The following is a 23,705-nucleotide window of genomic DNA, read 5'->3' on the forward strand; positions in this document are numbered from 1 at the left end:
CCAGTCGGGAAGGTTGAAGTAGCTGCGAGCAACGCCAGCCAAGGATCGTCCACCGGCTGGACCCCGGCCTTGGCCGGGGATGGCAAGAGGGGCGGGGGCGGGTAACTGGTGGGCGCGGCGTGCGGTAGTCCGCCCCTGATGGATCAATGTCGCGATCGCCCGCCATATGCCCGGCCGATCCTCGATCGCCGGATTGCGCGATCGGCCGCGCAGCGCGATACCGGCGTCATGACCGAGACCAAAACATCGCCATTTTCCAACTTCTGGCTCATTCCCACCGCGATTCTTGCCGGTGCCACCTTCTGGGCGGCGAGCCATATGGGGCTGTCCGGCGCCTTGTTCGTTGCCTGGAAGGGGTTGGCCGTCGGGTTGCTGACGCTCTGCGCTGCTCTTGCCGCGCATGACCGCAACGGCTGGTTGCTCGCCGCGCTGCTGGCGCTGGGCACGCTGGGCGATGTGCTGCTGGAAACCTCCGGCATTGTGATCGGCGGGATGGCTTTCTTCGCCGGACATCTGGTCTCGATCCTGCTCTATCTTTCCAACCGCCGGAAAGAGGGGCGCGCGGTGGCGGTTGCGATTGTCCTGGCGGTTCCCGCCGCAGCCTTCGCCATCACCCATGACGCCGGCGCGACGGTCTATGCCGCCGGGCTGGGCGGGATGGCGGGCGCTGCGTGGTACAGTCGTTTCCCGCGGAGTCTCGTCGCGACCGGCGCCCTGATGTTCGCAGCCTCGGACCTGCTGATCTTCGCCGAACTCGGGCCGCTTAAGGACTCGATCCTGCCGCGCCTGACGATCTGGCCACTCTATCTCGGCGGCCAGACGTTGATCGCCTATGGCGTGCTGAAAACCCTCGAAGCGAGGAAGCGGAATGAAGATCTTCACCATCGGCTATGAAGCCACGACGATGGCCGACTTCCTCGCCGCGTTGAAGAATGCCGGCGTGGAGCGGGTGATCGATGTGCGCGCGTTGCCGCTGTCGCGCCGCCCCGGCTTCTCCAAATCGACGCTGGCCGCCTCTCTGTTCGAGGCGGGGATCGGCTATGTCCATCTGAAGGCGCTGGGTACGCCCAAGCGCGGCCGGGACGCAGCGAAGAAGGGCGATCGCAAGACGCTGGAAGAGGTTTATGCGGGGCAGCTCGAACTGCCCGAGGCCCAGGCCCAGGCAGCACAAATGCTCGATCTGGCGCGGGAGAAGCCAAGTGCCCTGCTGTGCTTCGAGCGTGACCCTTGCGTATGCCACAGGACCCTGTTGCTTGATGCCGTTGGCGAGGGTGCTGAGATCGTCGATCTGTTCGCCTGAGCAGGCGCTCTTCTCAGATCGACATCATTACATCGTACCCGATGATCTCTACCCTGGACCGGCGACATGACTTCGCCAATCGCTTGCCTGTGAAGTCGCGCCCGCTACGCTGATCCGGTTCGCCTGAACACCAATCGAAAGACCAAATCATGATCGACCATATGGGCATTGCCGCATCCGACTTCGACGCCTCCCGCCGCTTCTACGAGACGGCGCTTGCCCCGCTCGGAATCGGGCTGGTGATGGAAGTCACGCCGGAGCAGAGCGGCGGGTATCATGGGCTCGGGCTCGGCAAGCAGGGCAAGCCGTTCTTCTGGGTGGGCAATGGCGGGCCGAAGGGAGCGGGCATTCACATCGCCTTCACCGCCGACGCGCGCGCGCAGGTCGATGCGTTTTACGAAGCCGCGATGGCGGCCGGCGGGCGGGACAATGGGGCGCCCGGCATTCGCGCCTATTACCATCCGAACTATTATGGCGCGTTCGTGCTCGACCCCGACGGCATCAATGTCGAGGCGGTTTGCCACCTGCCTGAATGAGGCCGGCTGCCTGCCTCGTGGCCGGCAGCGCATTTTTCTGACTGAACGACCGGGCGGATTGGCATCCAGAATCGGCCAGTCGAGAGTGCAAGGTGGTTCGCGCAGAGGCGCCGAGAGGTCAGGGGCTCGGGCGGTTTGCAATGACGAACATGTCCACAAGCAGGCAGCTTCTCGGCGGACGATGATCACGTCCGGAAATCAACTCCGCATTCTCTGCGCCCTCTGCGCGGACCCTCCGCTATGCTGGGGTGGTGCCCAAAGAGGTGAATGTCGATCTGACCCGGGATGGACGGTTTGCCGGCACCCCGGACGCGTGACATACCAGTGGCGGGACGATGGTGGGGGCTGCCGGTGGTGATCGCTCGATTGCGCGCGTTGCGGACAGCCGTTCCGGGGCCGGGCTGGATGTTGCTGGCGCTGGTGTTCGGTTTTGCCGCCGGGACGCTGATCGGTACTGGCCGGGCAGGCGTGATCGACACGATGCGGCTGATCGGCGGCCTCTGGCTCGATTCGCTGCGCATGACGATCGTCCCGCTTGTCTTCGCGCTGGTGGTGACGGGCGTCGCCGACCTGGCGACCGCCGACGATGGCCCCGCGCGGCGGATCGGCGCGCGGTTGCCGTTCGTGCTGGCTGGATTCCTGCTGCTTGCGGCCGTGGTCGCCGCCTTGATCGTGCCGCCGCTGCTGGCGCTGTTCCCCTTGCCGGCCGAAACCGTGGCGGGCCTGCGCGCCAATTTCCCGGCGAGCGCACCGCCCGCAATCCCGTCGACCGTCGAGGCGATCAGGGCGATGGTGCCGGTCAACGTCATCGCCTCGGGCGCAGAAGGGGCGATCGTGCCGCTGGTCGTCTTCGCGGTGGTGCTCGGGCTGGCGCTGAGCCGGATCGGGCGATCGCGCGCCGCGGCGACGCTTGAACCGTTTCGCGGGCTGGCCGACGCGATGATCGTGGTGGTCGGATGGGTGTTGCGAGTGGCGCCTGTCGGAATCTTCGCCCTGGCCCTCGCGATCGGCGCGACCGCCGGGATCGGTGCAGCGCTGGCGCTGGGGCACTACATCCTGATCCAGATCGTGCTGGCGCTGGTGCTGACGATGATCTGCTATGGGCTGGCGCGCTGGCCGGGCGGGGTGCCGCTGTGGCGTTTCGCCCGGGCGCTGGCGCCGGCCCAGGCAGTCGCGGCGGGAACGCAATCCTCGATCGCGACCTTGCCGGCAATGCTGGCCAGTGCGGAACGGGTCGGTATTTCCGATCGCGATGCCGCCGTCATCCTGCCGCTGGCGGTGGCGGTATTCAAGGTTACCGCCCCGTCGGCATCGTTGCTGTTCGGGCTGGCAATGGCGTGGATGGCGGGGATCGAGGTCTCGCTCGCGCAGATCCTGATCGCGATCCCGCTGGCGGTGCTTTCAACCCTGGTGGTGATCGGCATGCCGGGCGCGGTCAGCTTCTTCGCCGCCGCGACCCCGACGGCGATTGCCCTGGGGGCACCGCTCGAGCTGTTGCCGATCCTGCTGGCGGTCGATACGATCCCGGACATGTTCCGCACGGTGGCGAACGTGACGGCCGATGTGGCGGTGGCGGCGATCGTTGCGCCGCCGGCAGCGGAAGAGCGCGCCGGCCCGATCAGCCAGTAACGGGCAGGCGTATCTTGCCCTGCTCGTCGCGGTCGAGCGGGCCATAAGCGATCACGGTTTCAAGCAGCAACGGGCCATAGATGTGCGGGAAGAGCTGGCTGCTGCGTGACGGCTCCCATTTCAGCATGTCGCCCTGGGCCGCGAGATCGACGGCGGCGACATGCAGGCCTGATTGTCCGGCGAAATGCTTGTCGACGGTCTCGTCAAGCTGGGCGGCGGTCGACAGGTGGATATAGCCGTCAGCGAGGTCGATCGGCGCGCCGGCGAAGCTGCCGGTTTCAAGCGCCGCCATCTGTTCGCCCGTCAGCACCTTGTAGGCTGTCGTGTCTCTCATGCGAATTCCTCGTCCCTGATACGTCCCCCGTGCCGTTCGTTTCGAGGGACGTCGAGAAACAGATACCGGGCGCGGGAGGCGGCTTCTCGACGTCGCTCGAAGCGAACGGCATGGTGAAGGCCGCCCCTTTTCCTAAGCCTCGCCGCCGTCGGCCAGATCCTCGCCGGTGTCGCCGTCCGGTGTCGCCTCGCCGGCCACTGGACCGTCGGCCAGGTCGACCTCTGCCTCTTCCTCGGTTTCCTCGATGCGGGCGGCGGAGACGACATGCTCGTTCTTGCCGACATCGAACAGCTTCACACCCGCCGAGCCACGGCCGATGACGCGCAGGTCGCCGAGCGACATGCGGATCAGCTTGGCCTGATCGGTCACCAGCATGAGCTGATGGCCCTTGGATGCCGGGAAGCTTGCCACGACCGGGCCGTTGCGGGCGATATTGTCGATATTGGTGATGCCCTGGCCACCGCGGCCGGTGCGGCGATATTCGAAGGCGCTCGACAACTTGCCATATCCGTTCGAGCAGACGGTTAGGATGAACTGCTCGCGGGACATCAGCTCCTCGAAGCGGGCGTCATCCATCAGGCGCGGCGCGCGATCGGCCACTTCAGTGTTCTTCCAGGGGGCGTGGCGGAGATAATCGTCACGCTCGTCCTGGTCGCGGACGCCCACCTTGTGCAGGATCGAGAGCGACATGACCTCGTCGCCCGCGGCCAGCCTGATGCCGCGCACACCGGTCGAGTTGCGGCTCTGGAACTCGCGCACTTCGTCACCGGCAAAGCGGATCGCCTTGCCCTGGCGCGTGGCCATCAGCACATCATCGGCTTCATCGAGCAGCGCGACGCCGATCAGCCGATCGTCCTCGTCATCGCCCTCGAACTTCATCGCGATCTTGCCGTTCGAGGGCACGTTGGTGAACGCGTCCATCGAGTTGCGGCGCACATTGCCCTTGGCCGTCGCGAACATGACGTGGAGCTTGCCCCACTCAGCCTCGTCTTCCGGCAGGGCGAGCACGGTCGAGATCGTCTCGCCCTCGGCCAGAGGGAGCAGGTTTATCATCGGCCGGCCGCGGGTGGCGGCGCCGCCCTCGGGCAGGCGCCAGACCTTCATGCGATAGACCTTGCCGAGGGTCGAGAAGAACAGCACCGGCGTATGGGTCGAGGTGACGAACAGCTCGGTTACGATATCCTCGTCCTTGGTCGCCATGCCGGCGCGGCCCTTGCCGCCGCGGCGCTGGGCGCGGAAGGTGTCGAGCGTGGTGCGCTTGATATAGCCCTGCATGGTCACGGTGACGACCATGTCCTCGCGCTCGATCAGGTCCTCGTCGTCGATGCCGTCGGCGGCGGCGGCGATCTCGGTCTTGCGCGGGGTGGCGAAGGCGAGGCGCACGGCGGCGAGTTCGTCCTTCATCACGCCGTAGAGCTTCACCCGGTCGCCAAGGATCGCGAGCAGCTCGGTGATCGACTCGGCGAGCGTCTTGAGCTCGTCGCCGATCTCGTCGCGGCCGAGCGCGGTGAGGCGATGCAGGCGCAGGTCCAGGATAGCGCGGACCTGGATGTCGGACAGGCGATAGACGTCGCCCTCGATCTCCTTTTCGACCGCTTCGACCAGCTTGATGTAGGGCGCGATCTCGGCGATCGGCCATTCGCGCGCCATCAATGCGGCCCGGGCGACGGGCGGGCTGGACGAGCCGCGGATGATCTTGACCATCTCGTCGAGATTGGTCGTCGCGACGACCAGGCCGAGCAAGATGTGGGCGCGCTCGCGGGCCTTGGCCAGCTCGAACTTCGAGCGGCGGGTGATGACCTCCTCGCGGAACTTGACGAAGGCCTCGATGATGTCGCGCAGGTTGAGCGTCTCGGGTCGGCCGCCGCGGATCGCGAGCATGTTGGCCGGGAAGCTCGACTGGGCCGGGGTGTGCCGCCAGAGCTGGTTGAGCACGACCTCGGCGGTCGCATCGCGCTTCAGGTCGATGACGATGCGCACGCCGTGACGGTTCGATTCGTCCCGGATGTCCGAGATGCCTTCGATCCGCTTGTCCTTGGCGGCCTCGGCGATCTTCTCGACCAGGGCGTTCTTGCCGGTCTGGTAGGGGATTTCGGTGAGGACGATGGAGCGCTTGTCGTTCCGGCCTTCCTCGACGACGTGGCGCGAGCGCACCATGATCGAGCCGCGGCCCTCATGATAGGCGCCCTTGCAGCCGGCGCGGCCGAGGATGATGCCGCCGGTCGGGAAATCCGGACCGGGCACGATCTCCATCAGTTCGTCGATGGTGATCGCATCGCCGCCGTCGAGCGAGCGCTCGATATAGGCAAGACAGGCATCGACCACTTCGCCGAGATTGTGCGGCGGGATGTTGGTCGCCATGCCGACGGCGATGCCGCCCGCGCCGTTGACCAGAATGTTGGGGAAGCGCGCCGGGAGAACGGTCGGCTCCTCGCGCGAGCCGTCATAGTTGGGCGCGAAATCGACCGTGTCCTTCTCGATATCCTCGAGCAGGGCCATCGCCGCCTTGGTCAGCCGCGCCTCGGTATAGCGCATCGACGCCGGCATATCCGGGTCCATCGATCCGAAATTGCCCTGGCCGTCCATCAGCATCACGCGCATCGCCCAATCCTGGGCGAGACGGGCGAGGGCCATGTAGATCGAGCTGTCGCCGTGCGGATGGTAGTTGCCCATCACGTCGCCGACGATCTTGGCGCATTTGCGGTACGGCCGGCCGGGGACGAAGCCGCCCTCCTGGCTGGCGAACAGGATGCGGCGATGCACCGGCTTCAGCCCGTCGCGCACGTCCGGCAGCGCGCGGCTGACGATGACGCTCATCGCGTAGTCGAGATAGCTCGACCGCATCTCGTCGACGATCGAGATCGGTGAAATATCGGAAGGGTCGGCGAGGATGGTCTCGTCGGTCAAAGTTTCGAGTCTTTCGGAAAGTTATATGTCTGCTGGATGACGGTCTAGCGAAGCCGGCTCCCGATGTCACGCGTGCGCGCGTACGCGTGAGGGCCGGTCAGGGGGCGATCTCTACACCATCCCAGGAGAAATGCTTGCCGCTGTCGGGAATCTTGAGGCCATCGATGCCGTCGAGGAGCTGGACCGCCGCGCGATCCGGGTCGAACAACGTGCCGGGGGTGACGCTCGCCTGAAACGGGCGCGACAGGGGGGTGTCGACAGTGCCCGGGTGGAGCGCGACGACGATCGACCGGTCGTTACGGCGCCTTTCCTCGATCGCGAGGGTGCGGACCATCATGTTGAGCGCTGCCTTCGACGCACGATAGCCATGCCAGCCGCCCAGCTTGTTGTCGGCGATGCTGCCGATCCGTGCCGACAGGACAGCGAAGACGGTGCGGCCGGTGCGCGGCATAAGCGGCAGGAAGTGCTTGGCGACGAGCGCGGGGCCGATCGTGTTCACCGCGAACATGCGGGCGAGCCATGCCGGGTCGAGTTCCTGCATGGCCTTTTCCGGGGCGCGATCGCTCTCATGGAGAATACCGGTCGCGACGATGATCAGGGATGGCGCGGGACCTCTGGCGACGAGCGCAGCGGCCGCGGCGATGCTCGCTTCGTCGGTCAGGTCGGTGCCGGTCCCGCTGCGCGAAAAGCCATGGACCGTGTCGAAGGTGCCTTCGTCAAGCAACGCGGCATGGAGCGCGCCGCCGATGCCGCCCGACGCGCCGATGATGACCGCGCTGCCGCTCACGCGCGGACGAAGCGCCACGTGTCGGGTTCGCTGGCCTCAGCATCGAAGCGATAGCCGGCGCTGTCGAACCCTTTCATCGAATCGGCATCGGCGATTCGGTGCTCGCACAGCCAGCGCGCCATCATCCCGCGTGCCTTCTTGGCGTGGAAGCTGACGAAGCGGGGGCCATCGGGGCCGGGTTCGCGGAAATCGACGTTGATGACTCGCAGCCCCGCGAGCCTGTCGGCGACGGCGGCGAAATATTCCTGGCTCGCGAGGTTGAGCACCACGCCCGAGCCTTCCTCCTCGACATCGGCGCGTACCGCCTCAGCGATCCGGTCGCCCCACCATGCGTAGAGGCTCTTGCGGCGCGGCGCCCAGCGAGTGCCCATTTCGAGTCGATAGGGCCGCATCGCATCGAGCGGGCGGAGCAGGCCGTAGAGGCCGGAGAGCATCCGCACATGATCCTGGGCGAAGGCGACCCCCGATTCGTCAAGCGTCCGCGCCTCCAGGCCGAGATAGACGTCGCCGGCAAAGGCGTAGAGCGCGGGACGTTCCGGCTGGGCGTCGAACCCGGCGAAGCGATCGGCGTTGAGCTTGGCCAGCTTCTTCGAGATGTCCATCAGTTCGGACAGACGCTTCTGGCTCAGATTGGCGGCCGACGCGGCGAGGCTGCTCGCCTCCGCCGCGAAGCGCGGCGTCGTCGTCCCGACCGGCGGCACCGGCCGTTCATAGTCGAGGGTCTTTGCGGGGGAGAGAAGGGCGATCACCCGCCGCGCCTAGGCGGGGGAAACGGCCTGAGTCAAAGGGACTGTAGAAAGTCGGGAGCCGAACATATTCAATGCGCGTTCAGAGCCTCGATGCCATCCGGTCTCAATCCCGCCGCTTGAACGGCGATGCCCCGCCAATTAGAGGCGTTTGCGAATTGAACGCTCGCCCTATTCCGCCTGAGGAGTTTTCCCGATGAAACTGGTCCACCCCGTTGCGTATGCGCTGATGCTTTCCTTGGGTGCCACGGCGATGGTCGCCGTGCCTGCCGCCGCCGCCGAGAAAAAGAAGAACGAGAAGGACGCAGCGCCCAAGATCGTCCCGTCGCCCGGGTTCGCCAAGCCCGCGGTCGCCGTCGACACCGCGATCAAGGCCAAGGACTATGCGACGGCCGAGACTCAGCTCGCCGCGGCCGAACCGCAGGCGAAGACCGATGACGACCGGTATTTCGTAGGCATGTTCCACCTGCAGATCGCCAGCGCGAAGAACGACAATGCTGGCGTGGCAAAGGCGCTCGACCTGTTGCTGGTCAATCCCAAGACGCCGGCCGATTCGCTCCCGGCTTATTACAATGTGCGCGGATCGATCGCGCTCGACCAGAAGCAGGAAGCCGACGCGGTCAAGTATCTGCTCAAGGCGCGCGAACTGGGCTATCCGGGCACCGACACCACCGTGTCGCTGGCGCGGGCCTATGGCGCGACCGGCAAGATCGATGAAGCGATCGCCGAGCTGGACAAGGCCATCACCGCCGAGACGGCGGCCGGCCGCACCGCGCCCGAGACCTGGTATTCCTTCGTCGTCAGCAATCTCTATGCGAAGCACGATGTTCCGCGGGCCGAAACCTGGCTGGTCCGCCAGCTCAAGGTCTATCCGAAGATCGCCACGTGGCGCACCGGCGTGAACAACTTCCGCAAGGTGAACGACCCGACCGGGACCAAGTTCACCAAGGGCCAGAAGCTCGACATGTTCCGCCTGATGCGCACCAGCAAGGCGCTGAACGACAGCAACGACTATTACATCTATTCCCAGTCGGCGCTCGATTCGGGCCTGCCCTGGGAAGCAGCGGCGGTGATCGACGAGGGGCGTGCCTCGGGCAAGATCCCCGCAAGCGATGGCGGCATCGTCCGTGTCTACACCGCAGCGCAGGCGGCGATGAAGTCGGAAGTCTCTGCGTCGACGGCTGCTGGCAAGTCCAAGCCCGCGGTTGCCGGCGACATCTATCTGGCGGCAGGCGACTATGCCAAGGCGGCTGAGTCCTACACGGCAGCGGCCGGGCAGGCCGGTGTCGACGCGAATGCGGTGAACCTGCATCTCGGCGTGGCGCTGGCGAACCAGGGCCGCAAGGATGAAGCCAAGGCTGCCTTCGCCAAGGTAACCGGCGCGCCGCAGGCCGATCTCGCCCGTCTGTGGACGATCTGGCTGGACTCGCCGCCGCTGGCGTGATTCACACGAACCGACAGCGCCGCATTTGGAGAGTTTGAGTATGAAGACCATTTCGATGACGGCGCTGGCGGCGGCGCTGCTGGTGCCTGTGGCGGTATCCCCCCCGATGGCCGTGGCCGCGGGCAAGAAGGAAGTAACGCAGCCGGAAAGCCCGACGAATTTCGTCCTGTCCAAGCAGGTGCGGGATTCGGCGGCTGCGGCGGCGGTGGCGCTGAAGGCCAATGATCTCGCCGGCGCCGAAACCGCGATCTCGACGATCGAGCGGACGGCGAGCAACGACAGCGAGCGCTATGTCGCACGGACGCTGCGGGTCCGGCTGCTGAGCGCCTCGCCGCCGACGGTGCAAAGCCAGACAGCGCTGGTGAAACCGCTGACGGAGCTGATCGCCGATCCGCGCACGTCGAAGGACGATGTGGCGCGGTATAACTACACGCTCGGCGATTTCGCCTATGCGCGGAAGGATTACGCCAAGGCGGTGCAATTCTACCGCCAGGCGCGCGAGAACGGCCTGCGCGACGACGAGCTGAACCTGCAGATCGTGCGCGCGAACGTGGACGGAGGCCAGGTCTCAGCCGGTGCCGCCGAGCTCGATTCGATGATCGCTGCACAGATCGCGGCGGGCAAGAAACCGCCCGAAAGCTGGTATCGGTTCGCGGCGCAGCGCCTGAGGCTGAAAAAGGCGCCCGAGGCGGCTGCGTGGACCGGCAAGTGGCTTGCTGCCTATGGGAGCAGGGGGAACTGGCACGACGCGATCGCGGTCAACGGCTTCAAGGACGAGGATGAAAGCAAGTTGCCCGCGGCGGAGCGCCGGGATCGCGACACGAGGTTCGTCGACCTCTACCGGCTGATGCGGGTGACCAAGAGCCTCGGCGGAGAGAAGGAATATCTGGAATATGCCCGGCGGGCCAACAATCTCGGCCTGAAGGACGAGGTGAAGTCAGTGATCGAGGAAGGGCGCGTCTCGGGCGCGATCCCGCCCAAGGAGCCGGAAAGCGTCCGACTGCTCGCCGCCCCTGCCAAGGGCAAGGCGGCACCGGCAACGCCGACCGAGGCGGCCGCGCGAAAGGCGGCCAATGGCGCACTGGCCGCGCAGCTTGGCGATGTCAGCATCGGCAAGGGTGCCTATGCCAAGGCGATCGAGATGTATGGCGTGGCACTAGAGAAGACCGTCAAGGATACGGACGACGTCCGCCTGCATCGCGGCATCGCTCTCGCCCTGTCGGGCGACAAAGAGCGGGCTCGTGCCGATTTCAACGCGGTGGCAGCGGCGCCCGACAGCGACACGGCGACGCTCTGGAAGATCTGGCTGGATAGTCCGCCAGCCGTGTGATGGCCGGCAGGACCAGTTCGGTCGAGACGGTATCGATTGAAAAGGGGTGGCATGATGCCGCCCCTTTTTTGTCAGTCCTGCCGCACCGGGATGCCCGGCAGTGCCTTGGCAGTCCGGATCGTCAGCGAAGTCTTCACGCTCGCCACATTGGGGGCGGGCGTCAGATGGGTCGTGAGGATTTCCTGGAAGCTCTTGAGATCGGTCGCGACGATCTTCAGGATGAAGTCGATCTCCCCGTTGAGCATGTGGCATTCGCGGATCTCGGGGATTTGCGCGACATGGTCCTCGAAGGCGGCAAGATCATGCTCGGCCTGGCTGCGCAGGCTGACCATCGCGAACACCGTGATCGGATAGCCGAGCGTCGCCGCGTCGAGTTCGGCATGATAGCCGCGGATCGCACCGACTTCTTCCAGCGTACGGACGCGGCGCAGGCAGGGCGGGGCGGTCAGGCCTACACGTTCCGCCAGATCGACATTCGTCATCCGGCCATCATCCTGCAGCAATCCCAGAATCCGCCGGTCGATCGAATCAAACGCCATTACACAAAGCTCCCCGCCGGCTCTGACTTTCTGGCGAGCGGCCAGCGTTCAGCATAAGATAATTGCGAGCGAACGCAATTGTCCCACATTGCTACGTGTCAAAATCAGCTGTTTCACTCCCGAGTCCGGCCGGTTAAGAAATCCTTAGGGCACGACCGTCGTGACCGGTTGGGGAAAGTGACCTTTGCGCTTCGACGACAGTCTGGAAACGGTGCTCTCGGCAGACATGTCGACCCCGTTCGGCGCGCAATCGGCATGGCGGCAACTGGTCGACCTGATCGGCCGGCGACGCGTGCCCCCCGGTATCAGCGCGATTGCGAAACTCAAGGCGATTCGCCGGCATGTGCCGCCCCCGATCCGTGCGGCCAGCGCGCGGGGCCTGGCCTTTGCCGATCCGCCCGCGGCGCTCGTCCAGCTCTTCGCCGAAGACGATCCGGTGATCGCGGCGCCGGTGCTGCGCACCGCCCGCCTGCGCGCCGACGAATGGATCGCCATGCTATCCGGCATGTCGCCTGCGGCTCGATCGATCCTGCGCCATCGTCGCGACTTGCCGCCGGCGGTGAGTCGCGCGCTAGAGGGCTTCGGCAGCGTCGATTTCGTGCTGTCGGCTGGTACAGCAGCCGCGCCGGACGAGAGGCGCGCCGGGACGCCCGCGGCGCCGGTCGAGGTGAAAATCCCACCGGCGGTCGAGATACCCGGGATCGAGGCCGGAGAAGCCGAGTCAGCGGACGTCGAATCCGATGCGGCCGAGGCTGGCGGAGTCGAGGTCCCGGAAGTCGAGACTGAAGAGGTCGAGACTGGCGAGGTCGAGACTGGCGCAATCGGAGACGAGGGATATCCGCCGGCCGAGGCGAAAGAGGCGACGATCGACTGGACCGATGTGCTCGGCCCGCTCCCCGCCAACGAACCGGAGTCGGCGATCCTTCACGTCACGGCACCCAAGCCGGAACAGGCAATGCCTGAGCCGGAAGTCACGGAGTCGCGAACTGAGGAGCCGCGGCTTGTGGCCCAGCCACGGGACGTGGTTGTGAAGCCTGTCGTCGAAGCACGGTTGATCGCGCCGCCCGAATCCACCTTCGTCTCGTTTGCCAGCGTCGCACTCGGATTGCCGGTGGTGGCCGAGGCGTTTCGTCAGACCGGTGATGCGGGCGAATCGATTGAGCCACCCCAGCCTGCCGAGGCAGCAGAATCCTTCGAGCCTGCCGAAATTCAAGAGTCCGCTGAAATTCCCGAACGCGTCGAGACCTCCGGGCCAGTCGAGGCGCTCGCGTCGGAGACATGCGAGACAGTCGTCCCCCAGAGAGTCGCCTCCGAGCAAGCCGGCCCGGCGCCAGTCGCCGAAGTGATCGAGATCGCCAAGCTGCAGCCGCCGCCGGCCGAGGCAGCGTCGGGCATGTTCCAGATCGCCGAACTGGTCGCCCGGATCGACGCATGGCAGCGCCAGCGTGACGAATCGCCCGCGGCACCGATCCAGTCGGAAATCCAGCCCGAACTGTTCGAGTTCGAATCAGTCCAGGCGCAGAGTTTCCGCTTCGAAACCGATGCGTCGGGCGTCGTCCGCTGGATCGAGGGGGCTGCCCGCGCGCCGTTGATCGGGCTTTCGCTCGATCTCGCGGCGCTGCCGGGCGGGTCGCGCGTCGATGGCGCCGCAGCGGGTGCGTTCCGTCGTCGGGCAGGCTTCGCCAATGCTCGCCTCGTCGTCGATGGCGAGTCGGATGCGGCCGGCCATTGGCGAATCACCGGCATTCCGGTGTTCGATCGCGAGAGCGGCCGCTTCACGGGCTATCGCGGTACAGCCCGCCGCCCACGCCCAGACGAGACCGCCGAACCGCGCCCGAACCGCAACCCTGCATCCGACGCGCTACGCCAGCTCGTCCATGAGCTGCGTACCCCGACTAATGCGATCGCGGGCTTTGCCGAAATGATCGAAACGCAGATGCTCGGTCCTGTCCCGCAGGTATATCGCACTTATGCGACCGACATCCGCAATCAGGCGGGCAGCCTGCTGACGGCGATCGACGATATCGACATGGCGGCGCGGATCGATTCCAAGGCGCTCGACCTGCGCCCGGGGGAGGTGTCGCTGGTGCCGTTGCTGAAGCGGATTGCGGACGACCTCGCACCGCTGGCGACGCTGCGCGGCACCGTGATCGACGTTTATGCCGGCGACCGCGAGCTTGCCATCGCGGGTGACGACCGGGCGGTCGAGCGGCTGATCGGGCGGCTGATGGCGACTCTGGTCGCATCCGGTGGGCGGGACGAACGCATCGGGATCGCCGCTACCCTGGAGGCGGACAGCGTCGTCGCGATCGTGTTCGATCGCCCGGCCGCGCTCGCTGCTTATGGTGGCGACAGCCTGCTGACGATCGATGCTGAGACCGAAGCAGAGCGGGACGGTGCGCCCCTGCTCGGCACCGGCTTCGCCCTGCGGCTTGCCCGGAACCTTGCCGCCGAGCTGTGCGGTACTCTCGTCATTGCCGACAAAGCCTTGACTTTGCGCCTCCCGGCCGCCGTTATCGACAGCGTGGAGCAGGTTTCTTCAAACTGATCGTGGAGCAGTCCACATCACCTCGAGGCGCGGTGCCGGGATACCGCGTCCCGCCACCACCCGCCGCCGACCTGATCGCCTGGCCTGAGGGTTTCGGTACGCGTTTCACGATCTTCGTCGATACCGAGGAGGAGTTCGACTGGAACGCGCCGCTCGGGCGGGATACCCATGGCCTGTCGCACGTGGCAGCGATCCCCGAGGCGCATCGGCGCTTCGCCGATCGGGGTGTCCCGCTGACCTATATGGTCGATTACCCGATCGCGACCGACCCGCAGGCGATCGACATGCTCAGTGCGGTGCTGGCCGACGGTGTCTCGGCAATCGGCACCCAGCTGCACTCCTGGGTCAATCCACCGTTCGACGAGGCGCTGACCCCAGCCAACAGCTTTGCCGGCAATCTCCCGGAGGCACTCGAAGCCGCCAAGATCGACGCACTGACCGGCGCGATCACGGCGGCGTTCGGCGCAGTCCCCCGCGCCTATCGCGCCGGGCGCTACGGCATCGGCCCCGCGACGTTCGGCCTTCTGGCGGCAAGGGGCTATGTGCTCGATAGTTCGATCCGGTCGGCCTATCGCTATTCGGACGAAGGCGGGCCCGATTTCGGCGCGATCGGCAATCATGCCTTCAGGGCAGGACCGGGCGGTGCGATCATCGAACTGCCGCTGACCACGGTCTTCACCGGCTTCGCCCGGCGCGGCGGGATCGGCCTGTACAATGCGCTTGGCCGGCTACCCAAGGGACGCGGCATCTTCGCCCGGACACATTTATTGTCGCGCGTCGCGCTGACGCCCGAGGAAATGCCGCTCGCCGATGCGCTGGAGGCGGTCGCGGTCGCGGTGGGAGAGGGGGTACGGGTGCTGAACTTTTCCTTCCATTCGCCATCCGTCGCGCCGGGGCATACGCCCTATGTCCGCGACGCAGCCGGGCTCAGGGCGTTTCATCATTGGTGGGACCGGATCTTCGCCGATCTGGACCGGCGCGGGGTTGCGCCTGCCTCACTTCGCGAAATCATCGACACGGCGGCCTTGCCACCGGCAAGTGCGCTCCGCTAACGAGCGGCTCGGTGGGGCCTGTAGCTCAATTGGTTAGAGCTGCCCGCTCATAACGGGTAGGTTGCGGGTTCAAGTCCTGCCGGGCCCACCAACGCATCCTTCATATCTTCGATATGGCATATATAAATCCTTGCTTATCAAGGGCTTTCTGAAGAATCTTCACTCAAGCTCTTCCGGGGGAGATTGCGGTTCCTCGCCGCATCTGCGCGTTCACCGGATATCGACGAAGAGAATTTCAGGCTGGCCGAGTCGGGAAGACCCTGCCTTCCGAGACCGGGCCGGTCGCGGCGCGATGGCGACTAGAGCAAGCAGCCCGAAATCGGAATCGGCCTTCTTGTTCTAAGTCTTTGTTGTCGCATCGTGAAAAGCTGAAAACCGGTAGCCACTTTTCAGCACGATGCTCTATCTTCAGAAACCGGCGGCGATGCCGACGCGGATGCTTCGCGGTTCGAGCGGCGTGCGCTGATCGAGATTGCCGGTCTGAAGCAGATTCCCGACCGAAAATCTGTTTCCGCGACTGTCGAGCAGGTTCCGCATGTCGACGAACATTTTATATCGCCCGATACGATACTCGGCGAGGGCGCTGGTCTGCAGGAAATTGCCCTGCGGCACCCTGAGGAGCGGCCCCACGCCGACCCATGACCGGCTCACATAGCGCAACCCGACGCCGACAGTGAGCGTCCGCCCGGAAGGAAAGATCTTGCGATAGTCTGCCGCAAGCCGGGCCGTGACGGCGGGCACATTGGGCAATTTCTGGCGACGCGTGATCTCGATGTCCCGCGCGGGCTTGTCGAGGTTGCTTTCCGCGAGGAATATCCCGCCGGAAAGATTGATTCCCTTGCGTGCCTGCCAGTTCGCGTTGAATTCCAGCCCGTTGACGTGACCGTCGCCGACATTGGCGGTGAACGGCCCGTCCGGCCCGGTGAGGTCGGCTTGGATGTTCCGCCACCGCGCGGCGGAAACGCTGACATTGCCGCTCAGCCCATGGCCGTGCGCGCCGAACCGAATGCCCCCTTCGATGACGTCCAGCGTATCGGGACGGAAGCCGGACACGCCTACCTGGCCTGCGTCCCCAGCCTCGCCGAACGGCACGACGGCGAAGCCGCCGACGCGATAACCGCGCTGATAGCGGAGATAGCCGGTCATCGCCGCATTCGCTCGCCAGGTCATCGCCACGCCCGGCGCGAACACGACAGTGTCGCGATCGTTGGTCACGTAGTCCAATTTCAGTTCATCGCGCGTCGGCAATATCTCAAATCCGCGGAGCCGGATCGCTGACAGTCGACCGCCGACGGTGACCTGCAGCCGCGGCGCAACATCGACGGTTGCCTGCCCGAACACCGCGGTATCGAGCACATAGCTGCGGATACCCCGAAGGAAGTTCAGCGTTTCGTCCTTGCCGATCAGATAGAGCAATTGATCGTCGCTCGAGGTGATATGCGCGCCGATCACCCACCCGGTCCCGTCCGCCCGGAGCCGGGAAAGGCGGGCCTCCGTGGTCAACAGATACGCCATGTTGAGCGAATCCGCTTCGGTGGCCTCGACGCCGGTAAGCTTGCTCGCGTCATAGACCGTAACCTGCTGATTGCGTACCAGCCCGATCGAGCCGACCAGTTCCTTGCCATCGTCCCACAGCTTGCGGACGGTGATCTGGCCCAGATAGAAGCGGCTTTCCGAAGGTTCGGCGATCGAGGTCGCGCGCGACAATGGCCGCCCGGTCCCTTCGGTATATTGCGCATCGCCGTTGCGGGTCGACTGAAAGGCGCCGCCGAGTTCAACCGACCAGTGATCGCCGGGTTCGAAGAAAAAGGAGCCGCGCGCGCCGAGCTTTCGCGTGTCGTTCACGTCCTTCAGGCCGCGCTGCAGATCGTCGATATAGCCGGGCGACCAGCTGCCATAGCCGAGCACGCGAACCGCGGCACCTTGCCAGAGCGGGACGTTGACCACGCCCGCGGCATCGCCTCCCGTGCCGCCATGCCATGTCGCGCCCACTGCCGCTTGGACGCTGCCTTCCCAGATACCCGGCTTCGCCTGATGCGGGACGAGCCGGACCACGCCACCCAGCGAGCCCGCGCCGTAGAGCGTTCCCTGCGGCCCCTGGAGTATCTCGACGCGTTCCATATCGTAGAGGCTGAGATCCGGATCGGGCGCGTTGTAGTTCAGCTGCACCTCGCCCAGATATTGTCCCACCGTCGCCTGACTGGCGCCCGAGAAACTGCTGTCGGCGATGCCGCGGAGGAAAAGCTTCTCGCGACCGGGGCCGAGGCTGGTCGAGGTAAGCACTGGCAGTTCGTCGACCAGCGCTCCCGTGCCACGTGCGCCCGCATAGCGCAGGCGTGGCGTATCGAACCACACCACCTCCGCCGCGCCGGGATAGAGATCCAGCGGGTTGCGCTGCTTTCCGGCGGTGACGACGATATCAGTCGGCTCCTCCGCGGGCGGTGGCGAGACGGGCGGCTGAATAACGGGTTTCGGGCGGGCGGGGAGCCGGGGTCGCGATGGCGATGGGCGCTCTATCCTGAACGCACCGGGCCCGATCCGCGTTGCGACGAGCCCCGTCCCGGCCAGAAGCCGCGTGAACGCTGCCTCGATCGTCAGCTTGCCCCTGACGCCTTTGCTTCGCATGCCATTGATGCCGGAAACCGTCGTCGCGACATTCACGCCCGCTTGCCGGCCCATCGCGACAATCGCATCCACCAGCCGACCGGCGGGAATATTGAGGGTGATCCTGTCACGGTCAGCGGCCTCGGCCGGAGTCGCCGCAGCCGAAATGATGGCAAAGAGGAAACCGCCCGCGACAAACCGTGACACGTGAATCTGTTCATTCCCAAAATCGAAGCTGGATGGCGGCGCGGTGGCTCGAATCCGGTCAAGGCCGAGCCGAAAATCGCACTCCCATAGGCTGGTTTTCGATCTTCCCCAAGCTATCGCGCAGTGCGCCGCCCGCTAGAAATCGTGACCTGCACCTAACGCCGGGCCGGCACGATTGCGCGCTGGCCATCGCGTTCCTCGATTCTGATGGGGAGGAGCTGCTCCAGCTGGTGGTCGAGCGTCGCCGGATCGCCGATCCTGATGACCCCGGTCACGCGAATATCCCGCAGCGCCGGGTCGACGCTGACCACCCCGCCGTCATAGCGTGCCAGATCGCGCGCGACGGCGTCGAGCGGTCGGTCAGTATAAACCAGCCGCCCCTGCATCCAGGCAAAAGCATCGTCGACATCGCCGCGCGAAACCGTGTCGGCCTTCGCTCCGGCGGGGCGCAGCAGCGCCGCACCGGCAGGAAGCCGGGTCGTCTCCGCACCCTTCGCGCCGGATACCGCCACCAGACCGCGCCGCACGGCCACGCCGAACATGCCCGCCTGGTTCAGCACGTCGAATTCGGTTCCCAATACCCGGATTTCGCGGCCGCCGGCCGCAACGACGAAGGGGCGCTTTGCCTCGTGCCTGATATCGAATGCGACCTCGCCTGAGACCAGTTCCGCGGATCGCTTGTCCTGGCCGATATGGACGGTGACTTCAGTGTTGCGGTTGAGCACGATCCGCGAACCGTCAGCCAGCGTCACGGTGCGGGTGCCGACGGTATCGGTGCGATAGGTTTCGCCCGACGGGCCGAACCGAAGCAGGCCGGACTGAAGCGTCACCGCGCCGACCATCGCCGCGGCAACGGCGGCAGGAAGCCAATAGCGATATTTGGCCGATCGCTCGGCGCGTCGGGCGCCCAGGTCGATCACCTCGGCTGAGGCGGGCTCTTCAGCATCGAGCAGGGGAAGATCCTCGCTTTCGATCCAGATGCGTTCGACCGCCGAATACGCCGCTGCATGTGCCGAATCCGCCTCCAGCCAGCCCTGATGTTCGAGCCAGACCGACTCGTCATCGCACTCCCGGAGCCTGACGAACCAGGAAACGGCCTCGTCTCGCATCGCTTCGCTAAAATCCGTTAGGGTCATAGTTCCTGCTTTCCGAAGGGCGACCCAGCCAGCTTCAATGACGAAGCCCGGCGGCCCCCACCGCAATGAAAATCGATGTGCCGAAAGTTCATCACCCAACCCTCGCGACGAGATGCTTGAGCGCGCGCATCATGTGTTTCTCGACGAGGCTGCGCGACACGCCGAGCTGCGCGGCCACCTCGCTGTGCGACAATCCTTCGAGCTTGTGCATTCGAAAGGTTCGCTGGACCGCCTCGGGCAGGTCGGCAAGCGCGTCGCGAAGCCGGCGCAGCCGATCGCGCGCGATCAGCACCTCGTCGGCCGGGACACCCTCGCATACTTCCTCGCCGCTCGTGACGACGGTGCGATTCACCCGGCGCCATTCAGCATCGCGGGCAGCGCGGGTGCGTTCCTGGCGCAACCGGTCGAGCATCACATTGCCGCAAAGCCGGTAAAGATAGGCGGCGGGATTGCGGACGTCGTCATTGGCGGGCTGGGATGCCACGCGAAGCCAGGTTTCCTGCACCAGATCTTCGGCCTCGGCCTCGCCCACCCGCGCCGTGAAATAGCGCAGCAAGCTCGCCCTGCGCTCCATGAAAATGGACAATAGCGGATTGAGTTCGCTCATCGGATCAAGCTGATGTCCCTCGCAACGACAGTCGTAAGGCGCTGCCAAACCGCTGTCGATTCCGATCAGCTTCGGAAACAGACGGAGCAGAACGGCCAGCGCCTCACAGTTTTTTTCTCGTGCTTCCCGGCGAAGCGTCCGCCAGCCGCCCGCGTCATTTCCGCGATGCAAATTTCTTTGAGGTGGTCCTGCCACGACACCGTCTCAAGCCTCGCAGCCCGGGATCGAATGGGCTGTGACCCAATTGCATTGCAAGGACACGACAATGTTTTCTCGTTCGATTACCGGCACCACCGGCGCCGCCGCCCTGGCCTTCGCGCTTGCCGCGACGCTCCCCACTTCCGCGGCGTTCGCGCAGACCGAGGCCGAGCCAGGCACCTATGTGGTGGTCCGTGCCGGACCGCAGCTCGATGCCGACCTGCACATGAAGGGGGGGGATATCACATCGCCTTCGACCTTTCAGAAGAACACCGATTTCAAGACCGGCCTCGTCGGCGAAATCGGCCTGGGCTACGATCTTGGCGGTTTCCGCTTCGAGGGCACGGTGGGGTATGACACCGCCGGCGCCAATCTCGAAAAGCTCGCCAGCAAGCAGATGGCTGCGAGCGGTCGCCTCAAGACGCTGAACCTCGGCATCTCGGGCTATTACGATCTCAACCTCGGCGGCGGGCTGCGTCCCTATGTCGGCGGCGGCATCGGCGTGGCGCGTACCACGGTGAACCTCTCGCGCATCAGCGCCGTGGCGCCGACGGCAGGCACTGGCAGCACCCTGAGGGGCAGTGACTGGGGCTTCCGCTGGCATCTCGACGCCGGCGCCGGCTTCTCGCTGTCGCCCGCCACCGTCCTGGAAGTCGGCGCGCGCTATTCGAACGTCAACCGCCTGAGCATTGACGGTACCATACCCAATGCCACCGGCGCGCCTGTGACCCGGCAGTACAAGCCGCGCGCAACCTCCACGGCGTTGCTGGTCGGTCTGCGGCAGAAGTTCTGAGATGCTGGATGCGTCCCGCTGCTCCACGGACAGCACATGCGGCGGGACGCATGAATCGGATCGAGCTTTGAGGTGATCCATCGCCGGCTTCGTCATCACAGGGAAGACCTGGCGTCGAACGCCGGCAAACGAACGCGGTTACGCAGCAATTTCACGGTGAGATCGATGAAGATGGCTATTCCCGGATTCCGTAAATTGTCTCTTTCAGTGGCGATGGCAGCCTATTTGTCGGGTGCTGTTTCCGTCGATGGCGTCGCGTATGCGCAAGACAGGCAGGATTCGCCGCGGCGTGAACGGGGCGGTGACAACTGGTCGTCGCGCGACTGCGACCGCTTCGAAAATCGCGATTCCCGCTGGTGTCGGCGCGACCGGGACGACGAGCGGCGGCGGCACGAAAAAGAGCGCGAGCGCCACAAGGACGATGTCGCCAAGGGCGCGGTCGCAGGCGCGGTAGGGGTTCTCCTTGTCGGAGGGATCGTCGCCGCGCTCGCGAGCAGCGGAAAGGACAAGGAGAAGCGTGCACGGGAGCGGCGGCGCTACTGCGTCGATCGCTACGGCAGCTATGACGAGCGGACCGATACCTATCGCGCGAGCGATGGCCGCTGGTATCCGTGCGAATGACGGAGGAAACGGAAGAGCGATGGGTGGCGATCGCCGCCCATGCGACGCGACCGCTCCTGCTCTATGCGAGCTTCAGCGGCCGCGCATCGCGGGAAGAATTCGGCTGGTTCCTGCTTGCCGCGCTGCTGATGCTGGCGACGAGCTATCTGCTCGACTGGCTGATACTCTCCTCATCCGCATGGGCGCATCCCGATTTCTTCCGCCTGTCGAGCATGGCACTGCTTCTGTCGCCCACGCTGGCCGTCACCGTTCGGCGCTTGCGCGACATCGCTTCGGAACCGCGCTCTGTTCAGTGCAAGGAATAGAACGCCTATGACCTGACCGTAGTTCATCGGGCAGGGCATGTCCGGTGCGGTCGGAGAATGACAATGCAGGATCCGGTCGGGCAGAATCGGGTGGCGATCGTGACCGGTGCGGGAAGCGGGATCGGCCGCGCCGTGGCGCTTGCCCTCGCTGAGGCCGGCTGGCGCGTGGTGCTGGCTGGCCGTCGTCGCGACGCCCTTGCCGGGACCGCGGCACTGAGCGCGACGCCAATGCTGGCCGTGGCGTGCGATGTGACCGACGCGGCGTCGGTCGATGCTCTGTTCGACGAGGCAATCGCGGCGTTCGGCCGGGTCGACCTGCTCTTCAACAATGCCGGCGTATCCGCCCCGTCATTGCCGCTGGACTCGCTTGAGGTCGAGACGATCCGGTCACTGCTCGACGTCAATATCCTGGGAAGCTTCCTGTGCGCCCGCGCGGCAATGCGGGTGATGAAGCGCCAGGAACCGCGGGGCGGGCGGATCATCAACAACGGATCGATCTCGGCTGACCGGCCGCGACCGAATTCAGCGCCCTATACGGCGAGCAAGCACGCCATCACCGGCCTGACCAAATCGATCGCGCTCGACGGCCGCCCGCATCGTATCGCAGCAGGGCAGATCGATGTCGGCAATGCGGTGACCGGGATGAGCGAGGCGATGGGGCAGGGCGTTCCCCAGGCCGATGGCGGCATCCGGCCTGAGCCGCGAATGGATGTCGCGCATGTCGCGCGCGCGGTCGTCCAGATGGCAGCGCTACCGCTCGACGCCAATATTCCCTTCATGACGATCATGGCGACCAACATGCCGTTGTTCGGGCGAGGGTGATCCTTGCCGAAACCGCGACTTCCCAGCCGTTCGGAAGCAGTTCTCGCGATGCCTGATTCAGGGCCCTTGCTTAGCTGGGCTCCCCCGCCTAAAGCCGCCCTCCAGTCGGGGAGTGGCGCAGTCCGGTAGCGCGCCTGCTTTGGGAGCAGGATGTCGCAGGTTCGAATCCTGTCTCCCCGACCATCACCATTTTTAGAAGACCCTTAGGTCCATCCGGGAATAGAGCCAGCGTTTGGGCTGTTAAAGCTCAACATCAAAGTAGGCTGCATTCTAGCACCTGCTCCAAAACGCTTTAAATCAGTGCTGCGGCACTGAAGCGCCTGCGTAGGGGTCATAGTTTTGGGGTGGCGGACTGGCTGGTATGTTTCGCGGCATATCCGGTTGGGGAATCGAGGCGCTGATCTCAGGCTCAGCCGGGCCCGCTCTCGACACGGTCGTCGTCACTCCGGCCATGATGCTTGAAGCCCCGAAGATAACGAAACAGCCGAGTATCACGGTCGCGCCGCGTCGATAGTGTATCCGCCCGGATAACATCATCAAACCGATCCACGCGATCGCCATCACCGCGACCGTTGTTGCAACGGTACCGAGCAAGGTGCCCTGCAACCATTGCACAGCGGCGACAAGCGGACTCGTTCCGGTCGGATCGGCGAGAGAAATTGAGAAGTGTTCCACGGTGCCACCTTGGTGAAGACGCGTCAGGATTCTCTCCCGGATGAACCCGCGATCGCGAGCGCGAACCTTCTTGAAATTGATAGGAAGCCAAGCGTCACGATGCCGTCAATCACAGCGGGCGACCCCTTGGTCCAGAGAGAAATATAACCACATTGAATGTAATTTCATCAAACTGTTAATATTGTATAGGTCGGGAAAGGCGATGTTCTCAGTATATTTTGAATAATAATAACATGAATGAAGAAATCTATTTTCTATAGTGTGGAGTAGGTCGTTGAACACTCTTCCTCGCTGTGGTCTATGGATTTTCAGGAACTCATTCAGGGGTGGTCTTGGTGCAGTTGAAGACGGCATGGGTTGTTGTGGTCGCCGTATCCGCGCTAGCTGGCGCGACCGCGGCGCGCGCGACGGAAACGATCACCTACACCTATGATGCCAAGGGACGCCTGACCAAGGTCGTCCATAGCGGCACGGTCAATAACGGGGTGACCGTCGACTATGCGCACGACAAGGCGGATAACCGCACCAACGTCAAGGTATCTGGCGCGCCGTAAAAGGGCGCTCTCGGGCGCGACATCGCCCCAT

At 65.0% G+C, this 23,705-nt stretch carries 21 protein-coding genes, 2 tRNA genes and 1 pseudogene; 15 read left to right on the plus strand and 9 right to left on the minus strand.

The window, feature by feature from the left end:
- Window positions 1-228 precede the first annotated feature (228 nt).
- The 4 genes from P0Y59_05235 to P0Y59_05250 all read left to right on the plus strand — a co-directional run bounded on the left by P0Y59_05235 (window position 229) and on the right by P0Y59_05250 (window position 3,465).
- Complete coding sequence (locus P0Y59_05235) at window positions 229-894, plus strand: lysoplasmalogenase family protein (GenBank protein ID WEK01096.1); 666 nt, start codon at window positions 229-231, stop codon at window positions 892-894.
- Window positions 869-1,300 carry a DUF488 domain-containing protein gene (locus tag P0Y59_05240; GenBank protein WEK01097.1) on the plus strand — a complete coding sequence of 144 codons (432 nt, stop codon included), beginning with the start codon at window positions 869-871 and terminating at the stop codon, window positions 1,298-1,300. Before P0Y59_05235 ends, P0Y59_05240 begins: the two co-directional genes overlap by 26 nt.
- Before the next feature lie 149 nt (window positions 1,301-1,449).
- On the plus strand, window positions 1,450-1,836 hold the full coding sequence (locus tag P0Y59_05245) for a VOC family protein (GenBank protein WEK01098.1): 387 nt from the start codon (window positions 1,450-1,452) through the stop codon (window positions 1,834-1,836).
- Window positions 1,837-2,121: 285 nt separating this feature from the next.
- Window positions 2,122-3,465 carry a cation:dicarboxylase symporter family transporter gene (locus P0Y59_05250; GenBank protein ID WEK01099.1) on the plus strand — a complete coding sequence of 448 codons (1,344 nt, stop codon included), beginning with the start codon at window positions 2,122-2,124 and terminating at the stop codon, window positions 3,463-3,465.
- On the opposite strand, the gene P0Y59_05255 is transcribed toward P0Y59_05250, so the two are convergent.
- From P0Y59_05255 to yaaA, 4 genes are all read right to left on the minus strand, one after another.
- Window positions 3,455-3,799 carry a DUF952 domain-containing protein gene (locus P0Y59_05255; protein ID WEK01100.1) on the minus strand — a complete coding sequence of 115 codons (345 nt, stop codon included), beginning with the start codon at window positions 3,797-3,799 and terminating at the stop codon, window positions 3,455-3,457. The two genes, P0Y59_05250 and P0Y59_05255, sit on opposite strands and share 11 nt — an antisense overlap.
- 132 nt (window positions 3,800-3,931) lie before the next feature.
- On the minus strand, window positions 3,932-6,706 hold the full coding sequence (gyrA, locus tag P0Y59_05260; protein ID WEK01101.1) for a DNA gyrase subunit A: 2,775 nt from the start codon (window positions 6,704-6,706) through the stop codon (window positions 3,932-3,934).
- Between the two features lie 97 nt (window positions 6,707-6,803).
- Entirely contained in the window at window positions 6,804-7,511 is a 708-nt protein-coding gene (locus P0Y59_05265) for an SDR family NAD(P)-dependent oxidoreductase (GenBank protein ID WEK01102.1), read from the minus strand.
- Complete coding sequence (gene yaaA, locus P0Y59_05270; protein WEK01103.1) at window positions 7,490-8,242, minus strand: peroxide stress protein YaaA; 753 nt, start codon at window positions 8,240-8,242, stop codon at window positions 7,490-7,492. The genes P0Y59_05265 and yaaA overlap by 22 nt, the downstream gene beginning before the upstream one ends.
- Window positions 8,243-8,435: 193 nt before the next feature.
- On the opposite strand from yaaA, the gene P0Y59_05275 reads away from it, so the two are divergent.
- Together P0Y59_05275 and P0Y59_05280 are read left to right on the plus strand one after the other, a co-directional pair.
- Complete coding sequence (locus P0Y59_05275) at window positions 8,436-9,683, plus strand: hypothetical protein (GenBank protein WEK01104.1); 1,248 nt, start codon at window positions 8,436-8,438, stop codon at window positions 9,681-9,683.
- Window positions 9,684-9,723: 40 nt separating this feature from the next.
- The gene (locus tag P0Y59_05280; GenBank protein WEK01105.1) at window positions 9,724-11,013 is read left to right on the plus strand and encodes a hypothetical protein; all 1,290 of its coding nucleotides are present in this window, start codon (window positions 9,724-9,726) and stop codon (window positions 11,011-11,013) included.
- Between the two features lie 71 nt (window positions 11,014-11,084).
- On the opposite strand, the gene P0Y59_05285 is transcribed toward P0Y59_05280, so the two are convergent.
- A complete protein-coding gene (locus P0Y59_05285) occupies window positions 11,085-11,552 on the minus strand; it encodes an Lrp/AsnC family transcriptional regulator (protein WEK01106.1) in 468 nt (155 codons plus the stop codon).
- 184 nt (window positions 11,553-11,736) lie between these two features.
- On the opposite strand from P0Y59_05285, the gene P0Y59_05290 reads away from it, so the two are divergent.
- From P0Y59_05290 to P0Y59_05300, 3 genes are all read left to right on the plus strand, one after another.
- Window positions 11,737-14,100, plus strand: a complete 2,364-nt coding sequence (locus P0Y59_05290) for a histidine kinase dimerization/phospho-acceptor domain-containing protein (protein ID WEK01107.1) — start codon at window positions 11,737-11,739, stop codon at window positions 14,098-14,100.
- 32 nt (window positions 14,101-14,132) lie between these two features.
- On the plus strand, window positions 14,133-15,152 hold the full coding sequence (locus P0Y59_05295; protein ID WEK01108.1) for a polysaccharide deacetylase family protein: 1,020 nt from the start codon (window positions 14,133-14,135) through the stop codon (window positions 15,150-15,152).
- Between the two features lie 14 nt (window positions 15,153-15,166).
- Window positions 15,167-15,243, plus strand: a tRNA-Ile gene (locus P0Y59_05300).
- 317 nt (window positions 15,244-15,560) lie between these two features.
- Here P0Y59_05300 and P0Y59_05305 read toward each other — a convergent pair.
- From P0Y59_05305 to P0Y59_05315, 3 genes are all read right to left on the minus strand, one after another.
- Entirely contained in the window at window positions 15,561-17,963 is a 2,403-nt protein-coding gene (locus P0Y59_05305; protein WEK01109.1) for a TonB-dependent receptor, read from the minus strand.
- 155 nt (window positions 17,964-18,118) lie between these two features.
- Window positions 18,119-19,072: a FecR domain-containing protein gene (locus P0Y59_05310; protein WEK01110.1), complete on the minus strand. Its 954-nt coding sequence runs from the start codon at window positions 19,070-19,072 to the stop codon at window positions 18,119-18,121.
- 118 nt (window positions 19,073-19,190) lie between these two features.
- The gene (locus P0Y59_05315; GenBank protein WEK01111.1) at window positions 19,191-19,673 is read right to left on the minus strand and encodes a sigma-70 family RNA polymerase sigma factor; all 483 of its coding nucleotides are present in this window, start codon (window positions 19,671-19,673) and stop codon (window positions 19,191-19,193) included.
- Window positions 19,674-19,971: 298 nt separating this feature from the next.
- Here P0Y59_05315 and P0Y59_05320 point away from each other — a divergent pair, with 298 nt between their 5' ends.
- The 5 genes from P0Y59_05320 to P0Y59_05340 all read left to right on the plus strand — a co-directional run bounded on the left by P0Y59_05320 (window position 19,972) and on the right by P0Y59_05340 (window position 22,628).
- Window positions 19,972-20,697, plus strand: a complete 726-nt coding sequence (locus tag P0Y59_05320) for an outer membrane beta-barrel protein (GenBank protein WEK01112.1) — start codon at window positions 19,972-19,974, stop codon at window positions 20,695-20,697.
- A gap of 165 nt (window positions 20,698-20,862) precedes the next feature.
- The gene (locus tag P0Y59_05325; GenBank protein ID WEK01113.1) at window positions 20,863-21,318 is read left to right on the plus strand and encodes a BA14K family protein; all 456 of its coding nucleotides are present in this window, start codon (window positions 20,863-20,865) and stop codon (window positions 21,316-21,318) included.
- Window positions 21,315-21,623, plus strand: coding sequence for a DUF805 domain-containing protein (locus tag P0Y59_05330; GenBank protein WEK01114.1), 309 nt, complete (start codon window positions 21,315-21,317; stop codon window positions 21,621-21,623). The genes P0Y59_05325 and P0Y59_05330 overlap by 4 nt, the downstream gene beginning before the upstream one ends.
- 63 nt (window positions 21,624-21,686) lie before the next feature.
- Window positions 21,687-22,445, plus strand: coding sequence for an SDR family NAD(P)-dependent oxidoreductase (locus tag P0Y59_05335; protein ID WEK01115.1), 759 nt, complete (start codon window positions 21,687-21,689; stop codon window positions 22,443-22,445).
- 106 nt (window positions 22,446-22,551) lie between these two features.
- Window positions 22,552-22,628, plus strand: a tRNA-Pro gene (locus P0Y59_05340).
- Window positions 22,629-22,880: 252 nt separating this feature from the next.
- Here P0Y59_05340 and P0Y59_05345 read toward each other — a convergent pair.
- A pseudogene (locus tag P0Y59_05345) lies at window positions 22,881-23,150 on the minus strand (TrbC/VirB2 family protein).
- 305 nt (window positions 23,151-23,455) lie between these two features.
- Between P0Y59_05345 and P0Y59_05350 the strand changes: the two are divergent.
- Entirely contained in the window at window positions 23,456-23,674 is a 219-nt protein-coding gene (locus P0Y59_05350) for a hypothetical protein (protein ID WEK01116.1), read from the plus strand.
- The last annotated feature ends 31 nt before the right edge of the window (window positions 23,675-23,705 follow it).

The organism is Candidatus Sphingomonas phytovorans, from assembly GCA_029202385.1.
GTDB classification, from domain to species: Bacteria; Pseudomonadota; Alphaproteobacteria; order Sphingomonadales; family Sphingomonadaceae; genus Sphingomonas; species Sphingomonas phytovorans.